This window comes from Photobacterium sp. Alg240-V54, assembly GCF_900537155.1.
Lineage (GTDB): Bacteria > Pseudomonadota > Gammaproteobacteria > Enterobacterales > Vibrionaceae > Photobacterium.
Genome location: NZ_UNRL01000002.1, coordinates 532,010 through 551,753 on the forward strand (window position 1 = coordinate 532,010; position 19,744 = coordinate 551,753).

At 39.4% G+C, this 19,744-nt stretch carries 14 protein-coding genes; 6 read left to right on the forward strand and 8 right to left on the reverse strand.

The window, feature by feature from the left end; genetic code table 11:
• Nucleotides 1-212: 212 nt before the first annotated feature.
• The 3 genes from G6R09_RS07920 to G6R09_RS07930 form a co-directional block, all read right to left on the reverse strand.
• On the reverse strand, nt 213-1,895 hold the full coding sequence (locus G6R09_RS07920; protein ID WP_060996575.1) for an aspartate:alanine antiporter: 1,683 nt from the start codon (nt 1,893-1,895) through the stop codon (nt 213-215).
• A gap of 264 nt (nt 1,896-2,159) precedes the next feature.
• Complete coding sequence (locus tag G6R09_RS07925) at nt 2,160-2,423, reverse strand: GrxA family glutaredoxin (RefSeq protein ID WP_065166234.1); 264 nt, start codon at nt 2,421-2,423, stop codon at nt 2,160-2,162.
• Nucleotides 2,424-2,600: 177 nt separating this feature from the next.
• On the reverse strand, nt 2,601-3,551 hold the full coding sequence (locus G6R09_RS07930) for a porin (protein ID WP_163921573.1): 951 nt from the start codon (nt 3,549-3,551) through the stop codon (nt 2,601-2,603).
• Nucleotides 3,552-3,865: 314 nt separating this feature from the next.
• On the opposite strand from G6R09_RS07930, the gene G6R09_RS07935 reads away from it, so the two are divergent.
• Entirely contained in the window at nt 3,866-5,038 is a 1,173-nt protein-coding gene (locus G6R09_RS07935; RefSeq protein WP_163921576.1) for an iron-containing alcohol dehydrogenase, read from the forward strand.
• A gap of 502 nt (nt 5,039-5,540) precedes the next feature.
• A complete protein-coding gene (locus G6R09_RS07940) occupies nt 5,541-6,131 on the forward strand; it encodes a GPR1/FUN34/YaaH family transporter (protein ID WP_065166231.1) in 591 nt (196 codons plus the stop codon).
• 126 nt (nt 6,132-6,257) lie between these two features.
• On the opposite strand, the gene G6R09_RS07945 is transcribed toward G6R09_RS07940, so the two are convergent.
• From G6R09_RS07945 to pabB, 5 genes are all read right to left on the reverse strand, one after another.
• A complete protein-coding gene (locus G6R09_RS07945; RefSeq protein WP_065166230.1) occupies nt 6,258-7,142 on the reverse strand; it encodes an AraC family transcriptional regulator in 885 nt (294 codons plus the stop codon).
• A 359-nt stretch (nt 7,143-7,501) separates the two neighbouring features.
• Nucleotides 7,502-8,863: an L-serine ammonia-lyase gene (locus G6R09_RS07950; protein WP_065166229.1), complete on the reverse strand. Its 1,362-nt coding sequence runs from the start codon at nt 8,861-8,863 to the stop codon at nt 7,502-7,504.
• A 241-nt stretch (nt 8,864-9,104) separates the two neighbouring features.
• Nucleotides 9,105-10,352 carry an aromatic amino acid transport family protein gene (locus G6R09_RS07955; RefSeq protein ID WP_065166228.1) on the reverse strand — a complete coding sequence of 416 codons (1,248 nt, stop codon included), beginning with the start codon at nt 10,350-10,352 and terminating at the stop codon, nt 9,105-9,107.
• Between the two features lie 180 nt (nt 10,353-10,532).
• On the reverse strand, nt 10,533-11,141 hold the full coding sequence (locus tag G6R09_RS07960) for a CoA pyrophosphatase (protein ID WP_065166227.1): 609 nt from the start codon (nt 11,139-11,141) through the stop codon (nt 10,533-10,535).
• Nucleotides 11,142-11,180: 39 nt separating this feature from the next.
• Nucleotides 11,181-12,578, reverse strand: a complete 1,398-nt coding sequence (pabB, locus tag G6R09_RS07965; RefSeq protein WP_163921579.1) for an aminodeoxychorismate synthase component 1 — start codon at nt 12,576-12,578, stop codon at nt 11,181-11,183.
• Nucleotides 12,579-12,753: 175 nt separating this feature from the next.
• On the opposite strand from pabB, the gene G6R09_RS07970 reads away from it, so the two are divergent.
• From G6R09_RS07970 to G6R09_RS07985, 4 genes are all read left to right on the forward strand, one after another.
• A complete protein-coding gene (locus G6R09_RS07970) occupies nt 12,754-14,268 on the forward strand; it encodes a fumarate hydratase (RefSeq protein ID WP_163921582.1) in 1,515 nt (504 codons plus the stop codon).
• 206 nt (nt 14,269-14,474) lie between these two features.
• Nucleotides 14,475-15,512: an efflux RND transporter periplasmic adaptor subunit gene (locus G6R09_RS07975; protein WP_163921585.1), complete on the forward strand. Its 1,038-nt coding sequence runs from the start codon at nt 14,475-14,477 to the stop codon at nt 15,510-15,512.
• Nucleotides 15,509-16,603, forward strand: a complete 1,095-nt coding sequence (locus tag G6R09_RS07980) for an efflux RND transporter periplasmic adaptor subunit (RefSeq protein ID WP_163921588.1) — start codon at nt 15,509-15,511, stop codon at nt 16,601-16,603. The genes G6R09_RS07975 and G6R09_RS07980 overlap by 4 nt, the downstream gene beginning before the upstream one ends.
• A complete protein-coding gene (locus G6R09_RS07985; RefSeq protein WP_163921591.1) occupies nt 16,603-19,677 on the forward strand; it encodes an efflux RND transporter permease subunit in 3,075 nt (1,024 codons plus the stop codon). The genes G6R09_RS07980 and G6R09_RS07985 overlap by 1 nt, the downstream gene beginning before the upstream one ends.
• Nucleotides 19,678-19,744 lie beyond the last annotated feature (67 nt).

A 19,744-nucleotide genomic window follows, 5' to 3' on the forward strand; every position in this document is an offset into this window, starting at 1 on the left:
AATAAAGCGCATTAGTTATCGTTACCATAGTCTCATGTTTGAATATGTAAACCAGCAGGAAATTGAATCATAAAAATCAAATGATTGCATTGCTAGTTACATTTTTACGCTAATAACCAGTGTAGAGTGTCCGACTGAATAGGGGCTGACTCATTAATAAATTAATGAGTTAACCGACTATAAAGATTGGATAAATATTATTTTGAATAGTGTTATTGGAAAATAAAGATCAAGGTGCCGGCAATAGTTAGCAGTACGTTAGCAATCGCATACGTACCAGCATAACCCAGTGCAGGGATTGTACTGCGCGCATGTTCATTGATCATATCCATTGCTGGAGCACAAGTACGCGCACCAATGATAGCGCCAAATAGTAATGCTCTATTCATTTTCAGCACATAAGCACCAAAAAGGTAGGCTAATACTACAGGAATGACGCTGACCATTAAGCTAGTAACAAATACAGTTAAACCAATATGTGCAATAGAAGCAAACAGATTAGAACCTGCGCTTAAACCAATTCCGACCATGAAGACCATCAGGCCTAAATCTTTAGCCATGTTGAGCGCACCTTGGGGCACATAACCAAAAGTAGGGTGGTTAGCACGTAAGAAACCAAGGGTAATACCAGCAATCAACAAGCCAGCGGCACTACCTAAGCCAAATGCAATATGGCCAAACTTCATGGTGATTAAGCCCATTAATAGGCCAATGATAAAGAAGCAACAGAACGCAAGTAGATCCGCTATTTGACTATGAATAGAGATAAAACCAATTCGCTCAGCGAGCCCTAATACGCGGCTTTTTTCACCACTGACCTGCAGGATATCACCTTTATTCAATAGAATATTATGATCCATTGGCATTTCAATTTGCGCACGTACAACACGGTTAAGGAAGCAACCATATTCAGATAAGTTTAATTCTGATAAACGTTTACCAGCAATACCATCATTTTTAACCACAATTTCTTCTTCTACAATACGTAGGTCGAGTAAATCACGATCAAAAACTTCTTTACCATTACGAAAGCTAGGGTCAAGACGCGCATGGCTATCTGGGTAGCCCACTAATGCTATTTCATCACCTTCTTGTAAAATGGCATCACCATCAGGATTGGCTAAAATACCATTACGTCGTACACGCTCTATATAACAACCCGTTTGACGATAAATACCCAGCTCACGTAAGTTGCGGCCATCAATCCAATTAATCAGTTCAGGTCCGGCACGGTAAGCACGAATGATCGGTAAATATACTTTGCGTTGTGCGACTTCACCAATACCGCGTTCTCGTGCTATTTGCTGAGATGATTCAGCAAGGTTTTGTTTTTGTAATTTAGGCATTAGTTTCGCAAGGAAAATTAAGCTTACTAAACCAACAAGATAAGACATGGCATAGCCAACACTTAAACTTTCGCTTAATTGCTTGATCATCGCAGGATCAGTAATCCCCGCAAGACCATTGTTTAATGCGTCTTTTGCACCTACAAGTACGGGTGTTGCGGTTAATGAGCCTGCCATCAAGCCTGTCGCTAAACCGATATCCATGTGTAAATAACGTGCCATGGTCATGGTAATAGCAATGGATGACAGTAAAACGACTAATGCTAGTAGCAAATAATGCTTACCATCGCGAAAGAAGATACCAAAGAAGTTTGGTCCAGCCTCTATGCCAACACAAAAAATAAACAGCATAAAGCCAATATTGAGTGCATCAGTATCAAACGTAAAACCCGCATTACCAAATAATAAAGCAGTCAGTAGAACGCCAATGGAGTTACCTAGGGTCATCTTGGCAAAGCGGATCTTACCAATACTTAAACCAACAGCAAGGACTACAAAGAGTAATAAAATATCATTTTGGTGTAGAAGTGCGGCTACATCAATGTTCACGATGGATTTCCGAAATAATGGAAAGATAAAAGTGGCATAAAGTCTAGCCGATTTTTGGAAGAGGTTATAGTTTATATTATAAATAAATAGCGAAAATATATCTTCTAAAGAAACTTGTTGAGATAAAGTTCCTTTTTAATCGTAGTGAGGTTTTTAAAGGAGGATCATACGTTAAAATATGGTGTTTAAATTATCAATAATAATCGTGTAAATATAAAAAAGGCTGACAATGTCGTCAGCCTTTTTGTTAATCAGTATTAATGCTTACTTAAAAAGAAGGTTATGTTCTTTTGCATAAGCTTCAAATTCAGTACAACCGCCAATATGGTCTTGATCAACAAAAATTTGAGGCACAGTTTCAACTGGCTTACCAACAGTCTTTTCTAAATCAGCTTTACTGATACCTTCGGCATGGATATCAACGTAGCGGAAGTTAAAATCGTCGCGCTCTTGTTTAATTTTTTCTGCTAGTTCTTTTGCACGAACACAAAAAGGGCAACCTGGACGACCAAAAATAACAACGAACATAAATTTCTCCTGCATAATTTACGGTTACTATAGCGTGACTGTCGCAATAGCGGAAGAGGGTTTTTTCTGTTAAACCAATAGATAAAAGCGATATCGTTTATGTAAGCGTTGATGGCGTCCAAAAAAGTAAAAGCCAGATATTTGATCTGGCTTAGTGATAATGCCTAATGAATGTATTTAAAAGTCATAACGAATACCTGCCTGTAATTCATCATCTTTTGCGTCAAGCTGTTGGAATTTATAACCGATGTAAGTACGTAGACTTTTGTTGAATTTATAGAGGCCTTCTAAAGCAAAGTAGTCGACTTCATCAGTGGTGACATTGTTAGTTTCTGATTGCTGAAAATTGTAAACGCCTCGTGCGGTAAATTGATTAAATGTATATGCTGCAGCCAACTCATAACCATTTAAGTCAGCATCGCCATGTTTGCCATTAGCGTATGTTGCACCTGCATAGATATTATCGAGCTCATAGCTTATTGCGAGGTTAAATTGGTTGGCATCTATATCGACTCCGTCATTACCATTAACATAGCCTGCACCTAAGTTTAACCCAAAAGGAAAGCTATATTGGGCAGCAATACCAACGCTGTTACTGTCTTTGGTACCACTGTTATTTTCTGCAATATAGTTAGTCGCAATGGCTAGATTATTAAACTCACCGACATATAAAAAATTATTTTCGCGTTTGTCTTTATTACCATCAACCAGATCAACAGCATCACCACCAAAAGTTGATAAAATATCTGTAAAATCAGTGAGCATCACTTGCGCTGAATCTTGTTTACCATATGAAAATGCACCAAATTGCGAGTCTAATCCGGCATAAAGGTAACGAGTGGTGACAGTGCTATCTTTATTATCTGAAATTTCAGCTTCATATTTACCAAAAGCAGTGAGTTGTTGATTTATTGCAGACTTTCCTTTTAAAGAGAGGCGGGCACGGCTTTTATCTTTAAATTCATTACTGTCGTTATTAATACCTTTATTTTGTTTTGAGATATTAAAACGCGCTTCTGCTCGGCCACCAACTTCAATCACAGTGTCATTATTGTCATACACCGTTGCTGCAGTTGCGGTTGTTGATAAGCTGGTAAAGATAGCGGCTACCACTGCTGCTTGTTTCATGGTTCATTCCTCGTTAAATCATTATATGGCTTCATTGCCGTTGAACTTTATGCAGCCTACCAATGCGTTATTACGCTTCTATTGCAGTAAAAAGTCACTTTTACGACATCTGTTTGTTAGTGATGTATTACTGCTACTGTGAGTGAGGGTTGATCTTAACGGTGTAGTTATTGAAACAAGCAAAAAATTGTTTGTAATCAATATTAGGTTAACTTATCTGATTGAATCTAGTTACGTACAATTAACAATAACGACAATTGTCAGAGTTGATACTTTTATTTAATTGACGTGATTTAGGGTGAGGTAAATAGCCTATGTTTCAGTTTATGACTTCAACACGGATTATCTTTGGTGAAGGTGCTTTGCATGATTCTTTATCGTTACTGAATCAGTTTGGTTACAGTGCATTATTAGTTACAGGTCAAGATCAGCAGCGTTCACAGCAACTTGAGCAGTATTTTAAGCAGCAGAATATGCGCTATCAACGATTAGTTATCAAAGGCGAACCATTAATTGCGATGATCGAAGAGTTAGCTGCAATGGGGCGTACTTTTTGTCCTGATATGGTTATCGGTATTGGTGGCGGGAGTGTGCTTGATGTCGCTAAATCATTAGCAGCATTAATTCCTAATCAGGGGAGTGTCTATGATTATGTTGATGTTGTTGGACGTAATGTGCCATTACAAGTTAAATCATTGCCATTTATTGCTATTCCAACAACAGCAGGTACTGGGGCAGAAGTGAGTAAAAGTGCGGTGTTACAATCTGCACAGGAACAAGTAAAAGTTAACTTAAGTAATGTTGAACTCTTTCCTGACTTAGCAATTATTGATCCGACGCTTACTTATGGTATGGACACCGTTTTGTCTGGGTACTGTGCAATGGATGCGTTTACCCATCTGATGGAAGCCTATGTCTGTGGTGAGCCAAATCCATTAACAGATATGATTTGTGAGGAAGGGTTAAAACGGATTTCGATGTCAATATTAGCAGCTTGTCGAGATGATCATTACCCATCAAGAAGTGATATGGCTTTTGCTGCAATGCTTGGAGGTATGGCGCGCTCAAATGCTAAATTAGGTGCCGCTCATGGACTCGCATCTGCATTAAGTGGGCGATTAAATGCGCCACATGGGTTGATTACCGCGCGGTTAGCTCCCTATGTAATGGCTGAAAATATATCAGTTGCTATCGAGTTAGGGCGTAGTGATGTGCTAGCTCGTTATCAAAAATTAGCCGTAATATTGACGATGAATAGTGATGCTAATATAGAAGACAGTGTGCAATGGGTAGATCGCATCTTAACAAAATTGCAGCTGCCACTATTATCGAAGTATGGATTGTGCAATACCATGTTTGAAGAGGTTGCTGATGATGCATTACGCACTAATGCGATAAAAGGTAACCCATTACCGTTAAATCAACAGCGACTCATTACGATTTTAGAGCAAGTTTGCTATTTAAATTGTGATTATCAACAGCCATGATTTTGGGTTAAATAATAACTGCAACGATATAACACAATTGTGATTGTATCGAGTTTTACTCGTTCCACATTAAAAAGTGACTTAGGTCGCTTTTTTTTAGCGCTATATTTTAAAAAAATCGATATTTTGAGGTTTTTTTTTGAAGCATCAGTTTAAATGGCAAAATAAGTCAGTATATTTGTTTTTGTTTCTTGTTTGTTTAAAAATATTAATTAAATTAAATGTTTTTTTAATCAATTGGTTATGTATTTTTTTGTCAGTATTTTATGAGAGTGTAACTGGTTTTAATGTTTTTAATAATTACTAACAATTTTGCGCTTTCAGTATCACAAAGATTCTTTACATATTTCATGCTTTAATGGTGTTTTTTGATTTAGATGCTGTTTTTCACGATATAGGCATTGATCTGTATCTCCGCTTCCATTAGAATTCGCGGCGCATAAATATGCGAACACATTTTGAAGTTTTATCACTTTTGTTGAAAATCCTGTAGGGGAAGAAGATGTCTACAAAACTTGCAAATCCAGCACCATTAGGACTAATGGGCTTTGGTATGACGACCGTTTTATTAAATATCCATAATGCTGGCTTTTTCCCTCTAGATTCTATGATTCTAGCGATGGGTATTTTCTATGGTGGTCTTGGTCAAATTCTTGTAGGCATGATGTGCTTTAAGCGTGGTGATACGTTTGGTACAACGGCATTTACTTCTTATGGCCTATTTTGGCTAACGTTAGTGGGTCTAATTGTATTACCTAAAATGGGTTTTGCAGCAAGCCCAGCGCACTTTATGGGTTGGTATTTAGCACTTTGGGGTCTATTTACAGCATTTATGTTTATTGGCTCACTACGTTACCCGCCTGCTAAGCAAGTTGTTTTTGGTTCTTTAACGATTTTATTCTTCTTGTTAGCTGCCCGTGACTTCACTGGTAATACAACCATCGGTTTCATTGCAGGTATTGAAGGTATTTTCTGTGGTTTAAGTGCGATTTATTTTGCAATGGCACAAGTATTAAATGCTGAATATGGTCGTGTTATCTTACCGATTGGCACCGCACCTAAAGATCGTGAGCTACAACAAGTTGCTGCGTAATTTCTTATAGTTTGATAAATAGCCTTGCTTGTTTAAGCAGGGCTTTTTTATATCAGGTATTTACCAATAATAAAAAACCCCGCATTGGCGAGGTTTGATGTTAGTGTTAAATTGATATCGTATTTTTTAATGGCACAATTCTGGTAAATGCTGCGTGTGTTCTATACCAGTAAAGCATCCTTCAGTATCCATATCATTTTCTTTTCTTGAACTACTTCTAAACTGTGATGGCGTTACATTATATTTACGTTTAAATGCATCACAAAAATAGGCGGCACTACCAAAACCAGAACGGTTACCTATTTGTGAGATAGAGTAATTAGAAAACGTCAAAAAGTTAAGCGCTAATCCCATTCGAACATCAAGTAATAATTGGCTAAATGAGACGCCTTCTTTTGCTAAATGACGACGTAACGTTGATTGCGTTGTAAATAGTGCTTTTGCCATATCATCAACGCTCCACTTTCGTTGCGGATCTTGGGTGATTAAGCGTGCAATCGTTCGTTCTTTAGGTTCGTCATAATTAAAGCGATAAACATTGAAAACATCAATACCAGTATCATTAAGTGCAATTAAAATGAAAACTAAGCACTGGCTCAGCAAAGTTTGCTCCATTGTTGATCCACTAATGCTTGGCAATAGTTGATTAAATAATGCGAAATTTTGCTCAACAATTTCAGAAGAGTCAATGAGATAGATAGGCGAGCAATTTGAGCTTGTTAATGATGGTTGCTTCAGGGCACTGATATAGTTGAATGCTGCACTGATCGCACCTTCATTAATCATTAAGATTTGCAATTCAATGTTCTCTTGCGTATTTAATTGATTAATAGAGCAAGAGATGTGACTAAATTTAGGTATAGCTAAAATGCTATTATTTTTTATGTCTATGGCGTGGCCATTAATATGAATATTACCTTCTGCATTTGATAATTTTACAATTAAATGATGATCGACATAAAACTCTTTCAGAACAACATGGCTCTGCGAGAGGATACGCTTATATTTCATAGCAATATTGCTTCTCTATAAAGGGAATAAATCCTTCATTACATATCGTACATCAATGATGTAAAGGCGATATACGCATCCATGCTGATACGACATTAATGATAATGTGTATACACGGGTGAGTATAGGACTAAAAGAAACGAAAGAATAGACACAATTGGTTATATAAAGAACAACGGATAAAGCTAATAGTTATATTGATATAATATGGGTATATATCTTAATTGCATAGTGTTGAGAGGAGAATACAAATGAACCGTGTTGTATATAAATGGGGGTTTTAATGAGGAATATTGAGCTAAAAACAAAAAACTATCCGAAGATAGTTTTTTGGTGTTACTAAATTATGTGCTCTATGATTAGCAAATAACTTTAATCGCTAAGCCACCTTGTGAGGTTTCACGGTATTTAGCGTTCATATCTTTACCTGTTTCAAGCATCGTTTCAATGACTTTATCTAGAGATACTCGTGGTGCTGATGAACGACGAAGTGCCATGCGGGTTGCGTTAATTGCTTTTACTGCGGCAATACCATTACGCTCAATACATGGTACTTGTACTTGGCCAGCAACAGGGTCACAAGTTAAACCAAGGTTGTGTTCCATGGCAATTTCCGCTGCCATACAGACTTGTTCAGGACTTCCGCCCATTAACTCAGCTAAGCCTGCTGCTGCCATTGAACATGCAACACCAACTTCGCCTTGACAGCCAACTTCTGCACCAGAAATTGAAGCATTACGCTTATATAAACCGCCAACAGCACCTGATGCTGCAAAGTAACGAGTATATTCTTTTGGTCCAACTGACTGCACAAACTTATCATAGTAAGCTAAAACAGCAGGGATAATACCACATGCGCCATTTGTTGGTGCTGTCACAACACGACCACCGGCTGCATTTTCTTCATTGACAGCAAACGCGTACATATTAACCCAGTCCACAACTGTCATTGGGTCATTACTGAGTTTTTCTGTTGTGATTAACTGTTGACGTAATGCTGCTGCACGACGAGGAACACGTAGTGGTCCAGGAAGAATACCTTCCTCATTCATACCACGCTCCATACATTCACGCATGGTTTTCCAAATGTTAGCAAAATAGGTGCTAATTTCATCTTCAGCATTCATTGCACGTTCGTTAGCCATAACGACGGCACTAATAGAAAGCCCGTGTGTGTTACATTGATCTAATAGCTCTGATGCATAAGAGAATGGGTAAGGAACTTCTACTGTGTTGGTCTGTTCTTTACCGAAGTTTTCTTCATCAACAATAAAACCACCACCAATTGAGTAGTAAGTTTTAGAGAAAATAACCTCATCACCATTCCAAGCATGGATAGACATGCCGTTTTCATGGAGGGATAGGTTAGTAGTATGGAAGTTCATACCGCCATCGCGTGGAAAATCGACAGTATGGCAGTGCATGCCAACAGGAAGACGTTCAGTCTCTTCAACACGAGAGATGAATCCAGGAATGCTATCAATATCAACATGCTCAGGGGAGTTGCCAGCAAGACCCATAATGATAGCAATATCAGTATGATGACCTTTACCTGTTAGCGACAAAGAGCCATAAACATCAACAGTAATTTTAGTTACGTCACGTAGTTTACCTAACGAGCGTAAGTCGTCGATGAACTCTTTACCTGCTTTCATTGGGCCTACAGTGTGTGAACTAGAAGGACCGACACCAATTTTGAAAATATCGAAAATACTGATCATGTTATTACCTCAGTCAGAGGGAGGCGATTCTGCTTCCGAGTAAGACTGTTATTCGTTGATATCCTCGCTCCTTCCTTGGCGAGCGCACTTAAACTAAAAGAGTAATGATGCTCGATGCACTGTTACTCTTAAGTATCATCTATTTTACGTTATTTGTGCTAGTAAACACCATGAGTACTAGCACAATTTTTTGCTTTTATGCGATTAATTATTCGCAAACGGTACATTTATAGCTGTTTTACTAAAATGCGCCGTAAATTACAGAAGTGATTGCAGCGATACCACATAAAACAGTGAAGATACGAGCAAATACTGATGTTTTGTATTTAGCCATTGCTGGTACTGTTTGCATTGCGATAACAGGTAGTAGGAATAAAATACCCGCAATCATTGGTGCGCCCATTGTTTCGATCATACCCAAAATACTAGGGTTGATGATTGCTACAATCCAAGTTGTGATAACAATGAAACCTAGAGAGATTTTTTCAATGTTAGCAATAGGCATCTTAGAGCGAGATTTTGCTAGACCAACAAGACCTTCATGAGCACCAAGGAAGTGACCAAAGTAGCTTGAAGTAATCGCTGCAAATGCAACCAGTGGACCTAAGTAAGAGATTGCAGGTGAATCTTTTACGTTAGCTAGGTATGAAAGCACTGAAATATTTTGTTCTTTTGCCATGTTCAATTGTTCAGGTGTCATTGAAAGCACAACTGAGAATACGAAGAACATTACAAAGCCCATTAGCATCATCGCTGCACCACCAGTGATCATGTCAGTTTTCTTAACGGCGTCATCACCGTAAGTGCGACGTTGTTCTTTCGCAAACTGGCTAATAACTGGGCTGTGGTTAAATGAAAACACGATGATTGGAATTGCTAGCCAAATGATTTTAGGCATTGCTGACCAATCAGCTTCTGTTTGTACCATTGACATGTTCCAGTCAGGGATAAGGTATACAGAAAGAACCAGTAGAATAATAACCAATGGGTAAACCATGGCTGATGTTGCTTTTAGCATTAATTCTTTACCGAACACGACACCTGCAGTCATCAGTGCAATTAATACACCTGATAGTAACCAGCGAGGGATTGATTCCATGCCCAGTTGGTTAACCATGAATGAATCAACCGTGTTAGTAATACCAACGCCGTAAATTAATACGATAGGGTAGATAGCAAAGAAATAAGCGAAAGTAATTAGGTTAGCACCTGTTTTACCGTAATGCTCTTCTACAGTATCGGTAATATCAGCATTTGGATTTTTTGATGATAATACAAAACGCGCTAGGCTTTTATGTGCAAACCAAGTCATTGGCGCTGCGATAAGAGCAAGAATAACTAGTGGCCAAAAACCGCCCGCACCCGCTTTAATTGGTAAGAATAGAACACCTGCACCTACTGCTGTACCAAATAGAGAAAGAGCCCATGTGAAATCTTTATAGGTCCATCTGGCTTTTGTCGCACCTGTTGCTGTCGATGTATTTTGCATGCTGTGATATCCAATAAAAGGGAACGGAACGGAATATAGGAACGGGCGCATTGTCGCTATTTATTGGGGGAACACAAGGATAAAGATCGCGTTCTGTAATACGAATATATTGTGATACAAATAAATAAGACCTGCATCACACTAATGAGCTTGTAAGATTAAAATAAAACGTATATTTGGTTATTTTTTATCTTCCCAAATTTGGTTAGATAATAGTTTAATCATCTGTGCAGTTGCGCCCCATATGGAATAATTATTATAGGGTATCGCATACACACGGTGAAACTCACCTCGCAGGTGGAACTGATGTGATTTAATATTTTGGGGATCAAGTAAGTAATTGAGTGGTACTTCAAAGATAGCGTCAACCTCACCAGGATCTGGCTTAGCACTATAGTTACTGCTGATGGTTGAGATGAAAGGGGTAACAATATAGCCACTGGTTGTTGCAAGTGGCGTTAACTGGCCGATAACATTATTACGTTGACAAATAATACCGGTTTCTTCATAGGTTTCACGTAATGCTGTGGTGATTAAATCATTATCAGTATCTTCAAAACGACCACCAGGAAACGCAATTTGTCCAGGGTGGTGTTTTAAGTGTTCTGCACGGCGGGTTAATACGACATTAAAACCTTGCTTTCGAGGAACTAACGGAATGAGAACAGCAGCGGGTTTGAAATTAATATCATCGTTAAAGTGATGATCAATTCTACGCTTATGGCTTTTATCATATTGCTGACTGGGTGCCATAAGAAACCGCGTTAGAAGTTGCTGCTGTTCATTCATAAAGTCTCCATTACAGATATTTTGTTAAATTTAGCACTATTATAAGGTTGGCAGAATTTTACTTAATTTGTCGAGAGTTTCTTGATATTCACTTTCTGCATCGCTATCTGCAACAATGCCACCTCCCGCCCATGCATATAAATGATGTTGGTAAGCAACCAGTGTGCGAATGGCAATATTTGTATCCATGCTGCCGCAACGACTGATATAGCCGATACTGCCACAGTAGATACTGCGTCGATGAGGTTCTAGCTCTTCAATAATTTCCATTGCTCTGATTTTGGGTGCACCAGTAATCGATCCGCCAGGAAAACAAGCGCGTAATAAGTCAGTGGCTGAATAATTACTAGCGAGTTGGCCGGTAACGGTGCTGACTAAATGATGCACTGCTGGAAAACTTTCAATAGCAAACAATGCAGGTACACGAACACTGCCTGGTATTGCAACTCGACCAATATCATTACGCAGTAAATCAACGATCATCACATTTTCTGCGCGATCTTTAGGCGCTTGTTGAAGTGCCTTAGCATTGGCTGCATCTTCAATCATATCAGTACTACGTGGGCGAGTGCCTTTGATGGGTTTAGTTTCAATTGTGCCGTGATTTAATTGTAAAAAACGTTCAGGTGAAACAGAAAGAATGGCGCTGTTATCGGTACGAATAAAACTTGAAAAGGGAGCGCCATTAGCGGCCTCTAAACGGCAATAAGCTTGCCATTCATCTCCTTGGTAATCCGCACTGAATCGTTGTGCAAGATTGATCTGATAGCAATCACCAGATAATAGATATGACTGTATGGTGTTAAATTTGTTGCAATAATCCTCTTTAGTCATGTTTGATGACCATGAAGATGTTAATTTGAATGCTGTATTTGGGTTACTGGTTTGTAGTGTTGTTGGCGCTGTTACTTGAGATTGCAGTTGAGTTAGCCACGATAAGCGGTGACTATTTTGAGGTTCAATAAGCGATATTTTTTGTAATTGATGATCGACAATTAATGCCCAATCATAAATACCCACAGCCATTTCTGGCAATGGAATATCATGGGTTGCAGTTACTGCTATTTTTTCTACTCTACGGCCTAAATCATAACTAAAATAGCCTAATGATCCACCAATAAAAGGTATGTTTTCAAGAGGGCTAAGTGACGGTAATAATTCATTTTGTAAGGAATTTATAACACTGAAAGGATCATCGGCAGTAGTACGTTGGTCACCATTTGAAAACTTAATATAAGTTATGTCATTTTGTGACTCAATAGTGGCTAAAGGATCGGCAACTAAAATATCATAACGATTATCTGGGTGCGCAGTCGCTGCCGAACGTAATATCATTGCCCATGGCAACCTCGATAATGGTGCAAACCATGAAAGTGCGGCATCTTTTGAGTAGGGTAATGAGGTAATGCTTAATTCTGGGTGTGATTTACAAATCATTTTCTTTTTTGTGACAAGAGGTTTGATTGGCGCATAGCGCAATGTTATGGGCAAGAGTATCATATTCAACGAAAGACGCCCAAGATTGAACAGCACTATTTTGTTGTTTAATACCCTACATTCAGGAAGATTAATACAGGGCGCCATGGAATAATAATATTTAACGAGGGTAATTATGACCGTCATCTGTAAACAAGATGTAATCAGTAGTGTCGCCGATGCTTTACAATATATCTCTTACTATCATCCTTTGGATTTTATTCAAGCATTAGAAAAAGCCTATAACAAAGAGCAGAGCCAAGCGGCGAAAGATGCCATTGCCCAAATTTTGATTAACTCTCGTATGTCAGCTGAAGGACGTCGTCCGATTTGTCAAGATACGGGTATTGTGACCTGTTTTGTTAAAATTGGTATGAATGTACAGTGGGACAGTGACTTAACGGTACAACAGATGATCGATGAAGGGGTACGTCAAGCTTATACTAATGCTGATAACCCATTGCGTGCCTCGGTGGTTGCAGACCCCGCTGGTACGCGTAAGAACACTCAAGATAATGCACCAGCCGTGGTACATGTTGAGATGGTGGCTGGCGATAAGGTTGAAATTCAGATTGCAGCCAAAGGTGGCGGTTCTGAAAATAAAACTAAAATGGTGATGCTTAATCCTTCTGATGATGTTGCTGAATGGGTAGAAAAAACAGTGCCATTAATGGGCGCAGGTTGGTGTCCACCGGGCATGTTAGGCATCGGTATTGGTGGTACAGCCGAAAAAGCTGCGGTGCTTGCGAAAGAATCATTGATGGAAGCGGTAGATATTCATCAATTGCAGCAACGTGGTGCTAAAACAACAGAAGAAGCATTACGGTTAGATATTTATGAACGTGTTAACAAATTAGGTATTGGTGCTCAAGGTTTAGGTGGTTTAACAACGGTGCTGGACGTTAAGATTAAAAGCGCGCCAACCCATGCAGCATCAAAGCCTGTATGTATGATCCCTAACTGCGCAGCAACTCGCCATGTACATTTTACCTTAGATGGCAATGGGCCTGCAGAATTAACACCACCGAAATTGAGTGATTGGCCACAAGTAACGTGGGAAGTCGGTGATAATGTCCGCCGTGTTAATCTTGATAACGTAACTAAAGCGGATGTACAAGAGTGGCGCTCGGGTGAAACTGTGTTGTTATCCGGCAAGATTCTAACTGGTCGTGATGCTGCTCATAAACGCATTCAAGAAATGTTAGCTAATGGCGAAGGTCTTCCTGAAGGGGTTGATTTTACCAATCGTTTTATTTACTACGTGGGTCCTGTTGATGCTGTTGGTGATGAAGTCGTAGGGCCTGCTGGACCGACAACCTCAACCCGCATGGATAAATTCACCGAAATGATGTTAGGTGAAGCAGGGCTAACTGGCATGATCGGTAAAGCTGAGCGTGGGCCTGCAACCATTGAATCGATTAAGCAACACAAAGCGGTGTATTTAATGGCGGTAGGCGGTGCTGCATATCTAGTCGCAAAAGCCATTAAAAAGGCGCGAGTGGTCGCTTTTGCTGATTTAGGTATGGAAGCTATCTATGAGTTTGAAGTTGAAGATATGCCAGTAACGGTTGCTGTGGATGCTGAAGGTGTTAATGCTCACCAAACCGGCCCTGACACATGGCGTGTAAATATAGCTGAAATGGCGAAATAAGCCATTTAGGGATATTTAAATAAAAGGAGCCTTGTGCTCCTTTTTTATTGCCTTTTTATATCGATAAGAATTGTGATATCGGCTTTACTTTGAAAATGAAACCGTATTGTTAATTTATTAATCTATATTATTCATTATGATAGCAGTTATTTGTACTATATTTTAACAATAGTAAGGATTCAGTATAAAACATCATGGAGAGTAGTATGAGGTATCGCTTTATTGCGGCATTATTTACATGCTTAGCGTTAAGTGGGTGCAAGGATGATCAAGCAGTGATAGCTGAGCCTGAATCTCGCCCGGTAAAATTACAGTCAGTTTCGGTCGGTAATAATGAATCACAACGTGCGTTTCCTGCAATTGTTGAAGCGGGTGACAAAGCCGTTTTAGCTTTTCGAGTCGCAGGACAACTCGCAAGTGTCGACGTACATCCAGGTCAATTTGTGACGAAAGGGCAGACACTTGCGACATTAAATAGCGATGAATTATCACTGTTAGTCAAACAAGCACAAGCGCAATATGATTTAGCGAATGTGCAATTTAAGCGCGATAAAAAATTACGTAATCAAAATGTAGTATCAGAGCTAGATTACGATACTTCAAAAGCCAATTTGAAACAGGCCAAAGCTGCATTAGATAAAGCGAAATCGAATTTAAGTTATGCCAAGTTGGTAGCACCTTATGACGGGCATATTTCTTTATCTATGGTTGAAAACTATGAATATATTGCTGCTAAACAGCCAGTAATGCATATTCAAAGTGCCCAATTAATTAACATGACATTTCAGCTTCCTGATTATCTTCTCGCTCGCTTTCAAGGTCATGCCGAAAATATTAATCCAACCGTTGCGTTTGACACTTTAGCTAATCAAACTTTTGCGGCGCAATTTAAAGAAATCGATACTGAGCCTGACAGCAAAACGTCAAGTTATAAAGTAACACTTTCGATGGCTCGTCCTGATGGCAGCAATATTATGCCAGGCATGTCTGGTAGTGTGATGATTGTGCTGCCGCAAGGTAAAGCAGGAGCCATTCCGCCGCGAGCGATCATGATTGAAGATAATAAAAATTATGTCTGGCGTGTTGATGATAAGCAGCAAGTTGTTAGAACAGAAGTCACATTAGATAAAAATAACCGTGTTATTTCAGGGTTAAATGATGGTGATGTTATAGCTACATCTGGCGTTTCTGAATTGCAATCAGGTCAAAAGGTTCGCTCATGGATCAAGGAGCGCGGGTTATGATCAAACGTTATAGTTTATTGGCGTTGACAATCAGTACAGTGTTATTACTTCAAGGCTGTGATAAACCAACGATTGAGCCACGTCAAGATTTACCACTAGTGAAAGTGCAGCAAGTGCAATCAGGTAAGCAATCACCGAAATTAACTTTTCCCGCGATGGCATCCGCTGCAGATAAATCTGTTTTATCATTTCGTATTGCAGGAGAAGTGACGCAGATCTTGGTTCGTTCAGGAGACACAGTTAAAAAAGGTCAGGTTTTAGCCCGATTGGATCCGCGTGATTACAGATTAGAAGTGGATGATGCGCAGGCAAAATATAATGTCATTAATAGCCAATATCGTCGTTCAGCGACACTATTAAAAAATGGTTATTTACCCCAGTCTCAATTTGATGAATTAAAAGCTAAGCGAAGTATTGCTAAAGCCAACCTTGATTTAGCCCAATTGAAATTAAGTTTTACTGCGCTTAAAGCACCTTTTTCAGGCGTGATATCAACCATTCCGGTTGAGCAATTTGAAAATATTAAAGTCGGTCAACAAATGATGAATCTTCATAGTACGGATGCTGTTGATATCGAGATCCAAGCGCCTGATATGATTTATTCCAAGCAAAGTATATTGGATATAGATAAAGGGCAGCGATCCACCGCACAGGCCATTTTACCTAATGGCGAAAAATATGCAGTGACGTTAAAAGAGTTCACCACTGAGCCAGATCCAGAATCGGGCTCATTTCTTGTGACGTTAACCATGCCTATGCCTAAAGAGCAGTTTATTTTAGAAGGGATGACGATTGAAGTTGAAGCGGATGCTCAGAAGTTACAAGTTTATCAGGTTGGACAACAAATAGTGCCACTTGAAGCGTTATTTAACTTAGATGGTGATGATATCGCTTCAGATCATAAATATGTTTGGATAGTTACACCAAATAATACGGTGTCGAAACGTCGAGTTGTAACGGATAAAGTCGTGCCAGAAGGTGTGCGATTAAAATCTGGTGTTAAGCAAGGTGAGCAGATTGTTGTAACAGGCGTTAACCGCTTAAGGGATGGACAGAAAGTGGTGATATTTACTAAGGAGGGTACGCAATAATGAAACAAGATATCGCGACCTATTTTATAAAAAATAAGGTGATTAGCTGGATGCTGACACTGATATTTTTAGTTGGCGGCACCGTATCTTTTTTTGGCTTAGGACAGTTAGAAGACCCCGCTTTTACGATTAAAGATGCGATGGTGGTTACTGTTTATCCTGGTGCAACGCCACAGCAAGTAGAGGAAGAAGTCACTTATCCGATAGAAAAAGCGATTCAACAACTGACTTATGTTGACGAAGTGAACTCACTCTCTAGCCGAGGGCTATCGCAAATCACAGTCACCATGAAAAATAATTATGGACCTGACGATTTACCACAAATTTGGGATGAATTACGCCGTAAGGTCAATGATATCTCGTCAAACTTGCCTCCAGGAGTTGCAAAACCAAAAGTGATTGATGATTTTGGTGATGTTTACGGTATTTTGTTGGCAATAACCGGCGATGGTTATAGCTATAAAGAATTGAGTGACTACGTCGATTATCTTCGCCGTGAAATTGAGTTGATCAGTGGCGTGGGTAAGGTATCTGTTACTGGTAACCAGCAAGAGCAAGTGTTCATTGAAATATCGATGCAACGCTTAAGTAGTTTAGGTATTTCACCGGATACTATTTACAACATTTTAGCTACCCAAAACTTAGTCACAAGTGCGGGCGCAGTTCGCATTGGCGATGAATATGTACGTGTTCATCCGACGGGTGAGTTTAAGAATGTTGATGAACTGGGCGATTTAATCATTACCGATAAAGGTGCTGATGGGCTGATTTATTTACGTGACGTGGCTGACATTAAAAAAGGCTTTAAAGAAATTCCTGATAATCTCGTCAGTTTTAATGGGCATCAGGCACTTAACGTTGGAGTCTCTTTTATTGAGGGGGTGAATGTTGTTGAAGTCGGTCAACGAGTGATGCAGCGATTAGCCGAGTTGAAACAGCAACAACCAGTTGGTATTGATATTGATGAAGTATATAGCCAGCCAACAGAAGTAGATAAATCAGTCAGTGGTTTTGTGGTTAGTTTAGGTCAAGCAGTTACGATTGTTATCATTGTTTTGCTGTTTTTTATGGGATTACGATCAGGACTATTGATTGGTCTGATTTTGCTATTAACCGTACTTGGTACCTTTGTATTTATGAAGTGGATGGCAATCGATCTACAACGTATATCATTGGGTGCATTGGTTATCGCGCTAGGTATGCTGGTGGATAATGCCATCGTAGTCGTTGAAGGAATTCTCATTGGAATGCAAAAGGGGCGGACGCGAATACAAGCCGCTTCAGATATTGTAGCTCAAACTAAGTGGCCGTTACTTGGCGCGACAGTGATTGCAGTTATGGCCTTTGCGCCTATAGGTTTATCACAAGATTCAACTGGTGAATATTGTCGAACCTTATTTACGGTATTATTAATTTCACTGATGTTGAGTTGGTTTACGGCTATTTCATTAACGCCTTTCTTTGCTGATCTTTTCTTTAAAAATGTCAAAGTGGATCAAGGAGCAAATCAAAAAGATCCTTATGGCAGTATTTTCTTCGTGGTATACCGTAAGTCGCTAGAGTTCTGTATGCGTCGTGCATGGTTAACGGTGTTAGCGTTGATCTTAATGCTTGGCGGTAGCTTATATGGCTTCACGTTGTTAAAACAATCATTCTTTCCTGCTTCTACAACGCCAATGTTTATGGTTGATGTGTGGTTACCAGAAGGGACTGATATTCGTGCAACGAATGCTACCTTGAAATCGTTAGAAAAAGTGGTGAATGCTGAAGACGGTGTTGATTATGTTAGTTCAAGTGCAGGCAAAGGTTCACAACGCTTTATGCTGACTTATGCGCCAGAGAAAAGCTATGCCTCTTATGGTGAGTTGATCGTTCGAGTGGATAGTTTTGAAAATGTGATTCCTGTTATGCGTAAATTTAGCCAAGCGATGAACAAAGATCATCCAGAAGTTGAATTCAAACTAAAACAGGTCATGTTAGGTCCATCATCAGGTTCTAAAATAGAAGCTCGCATTGTCGGTTCAGATCCAACGATCCTTCGTGGTATTGCTTCGCAAGTTGTTGATGTTATGAATGCAGATCCTGGTGCCTTTAATATTCGTCATGACTGGCGAGATCGTACCAAAGTTATTGAACCCGTGTTTAACGAAAGCCAAGCAAGGCGTTATGGTATTACCAAAAAAGATGTCGATGAATTGCTACAAATGGCATTTTCAGGGTTCAATATAGGTTTGTATCGTGAAGGAACAAACTTAATGCCAATAGTGGCACGTTTGCCAGAAGATGAACGGGTTGATATTAGCACCATAGAAGGTATGAAGATTTGGAGCCCAGCAATTCAAGGTTATATTCCATTACAACAAGTGGTATTAGGTGTGAATGTGCGCTGGGAAGATCCATTGGTTGTGCGTAAAAATCGTAAGCGTATGCTAACGATTATGGCGGATCCTGATCCATTAGGTGATGAAACTGCTGCATCGGTTCAAGCGCGTATTTTACCTGCTATAGAAGCGATTGATTTACCAGCAGGTTATAGTTTGGAGTGGGGCGGTGAGTATGAATCATCAGCAGATGCAAAAGCGTCACTATTTCAAACCATGCCGATGGGTTATTTAGCAATGTTCTTAATTACTATTGTGCTGTTTAATAAAGTTAAAGAAGCACTGATTGTATGGGCAACGGTACCCTTGGCAATTATTGGGGTAACGGTAGGGTTATTGCTATTAAATACGCCATTTGGCTTTATGGCATTATTGGGATTCTTGAGTCTGTCAGGGATGTTGGTGAAAAACGGTATCGTATTGTTAGATCAAATTGAAATTGAGATAGCAAGCGGCAAGGAAAAATATCAAGCGGTGGTTGATGCGGCGGTAAGTCGTGTTCGTCCTGTATGTATGGCGGCAATAACAACCGTTTTAGGGATGCTTCCCTTATTACCAGATGTTTTCTTTAAGCCGATGGCAGTAACGATTATGTTTGGATTGAGCTTTGCAACAGTGTTAACACTGATCGTTGTCCCTGTGTTGTATCGTTTATTTCATAAATTGAAAATACCAGCAGATCAAACGGCATAGCCTAATTACTATATTGAAAATAACAAGGCTTCCGTTTTGGAAGCCTTTCTTTTTTAAGCTTAGAGAA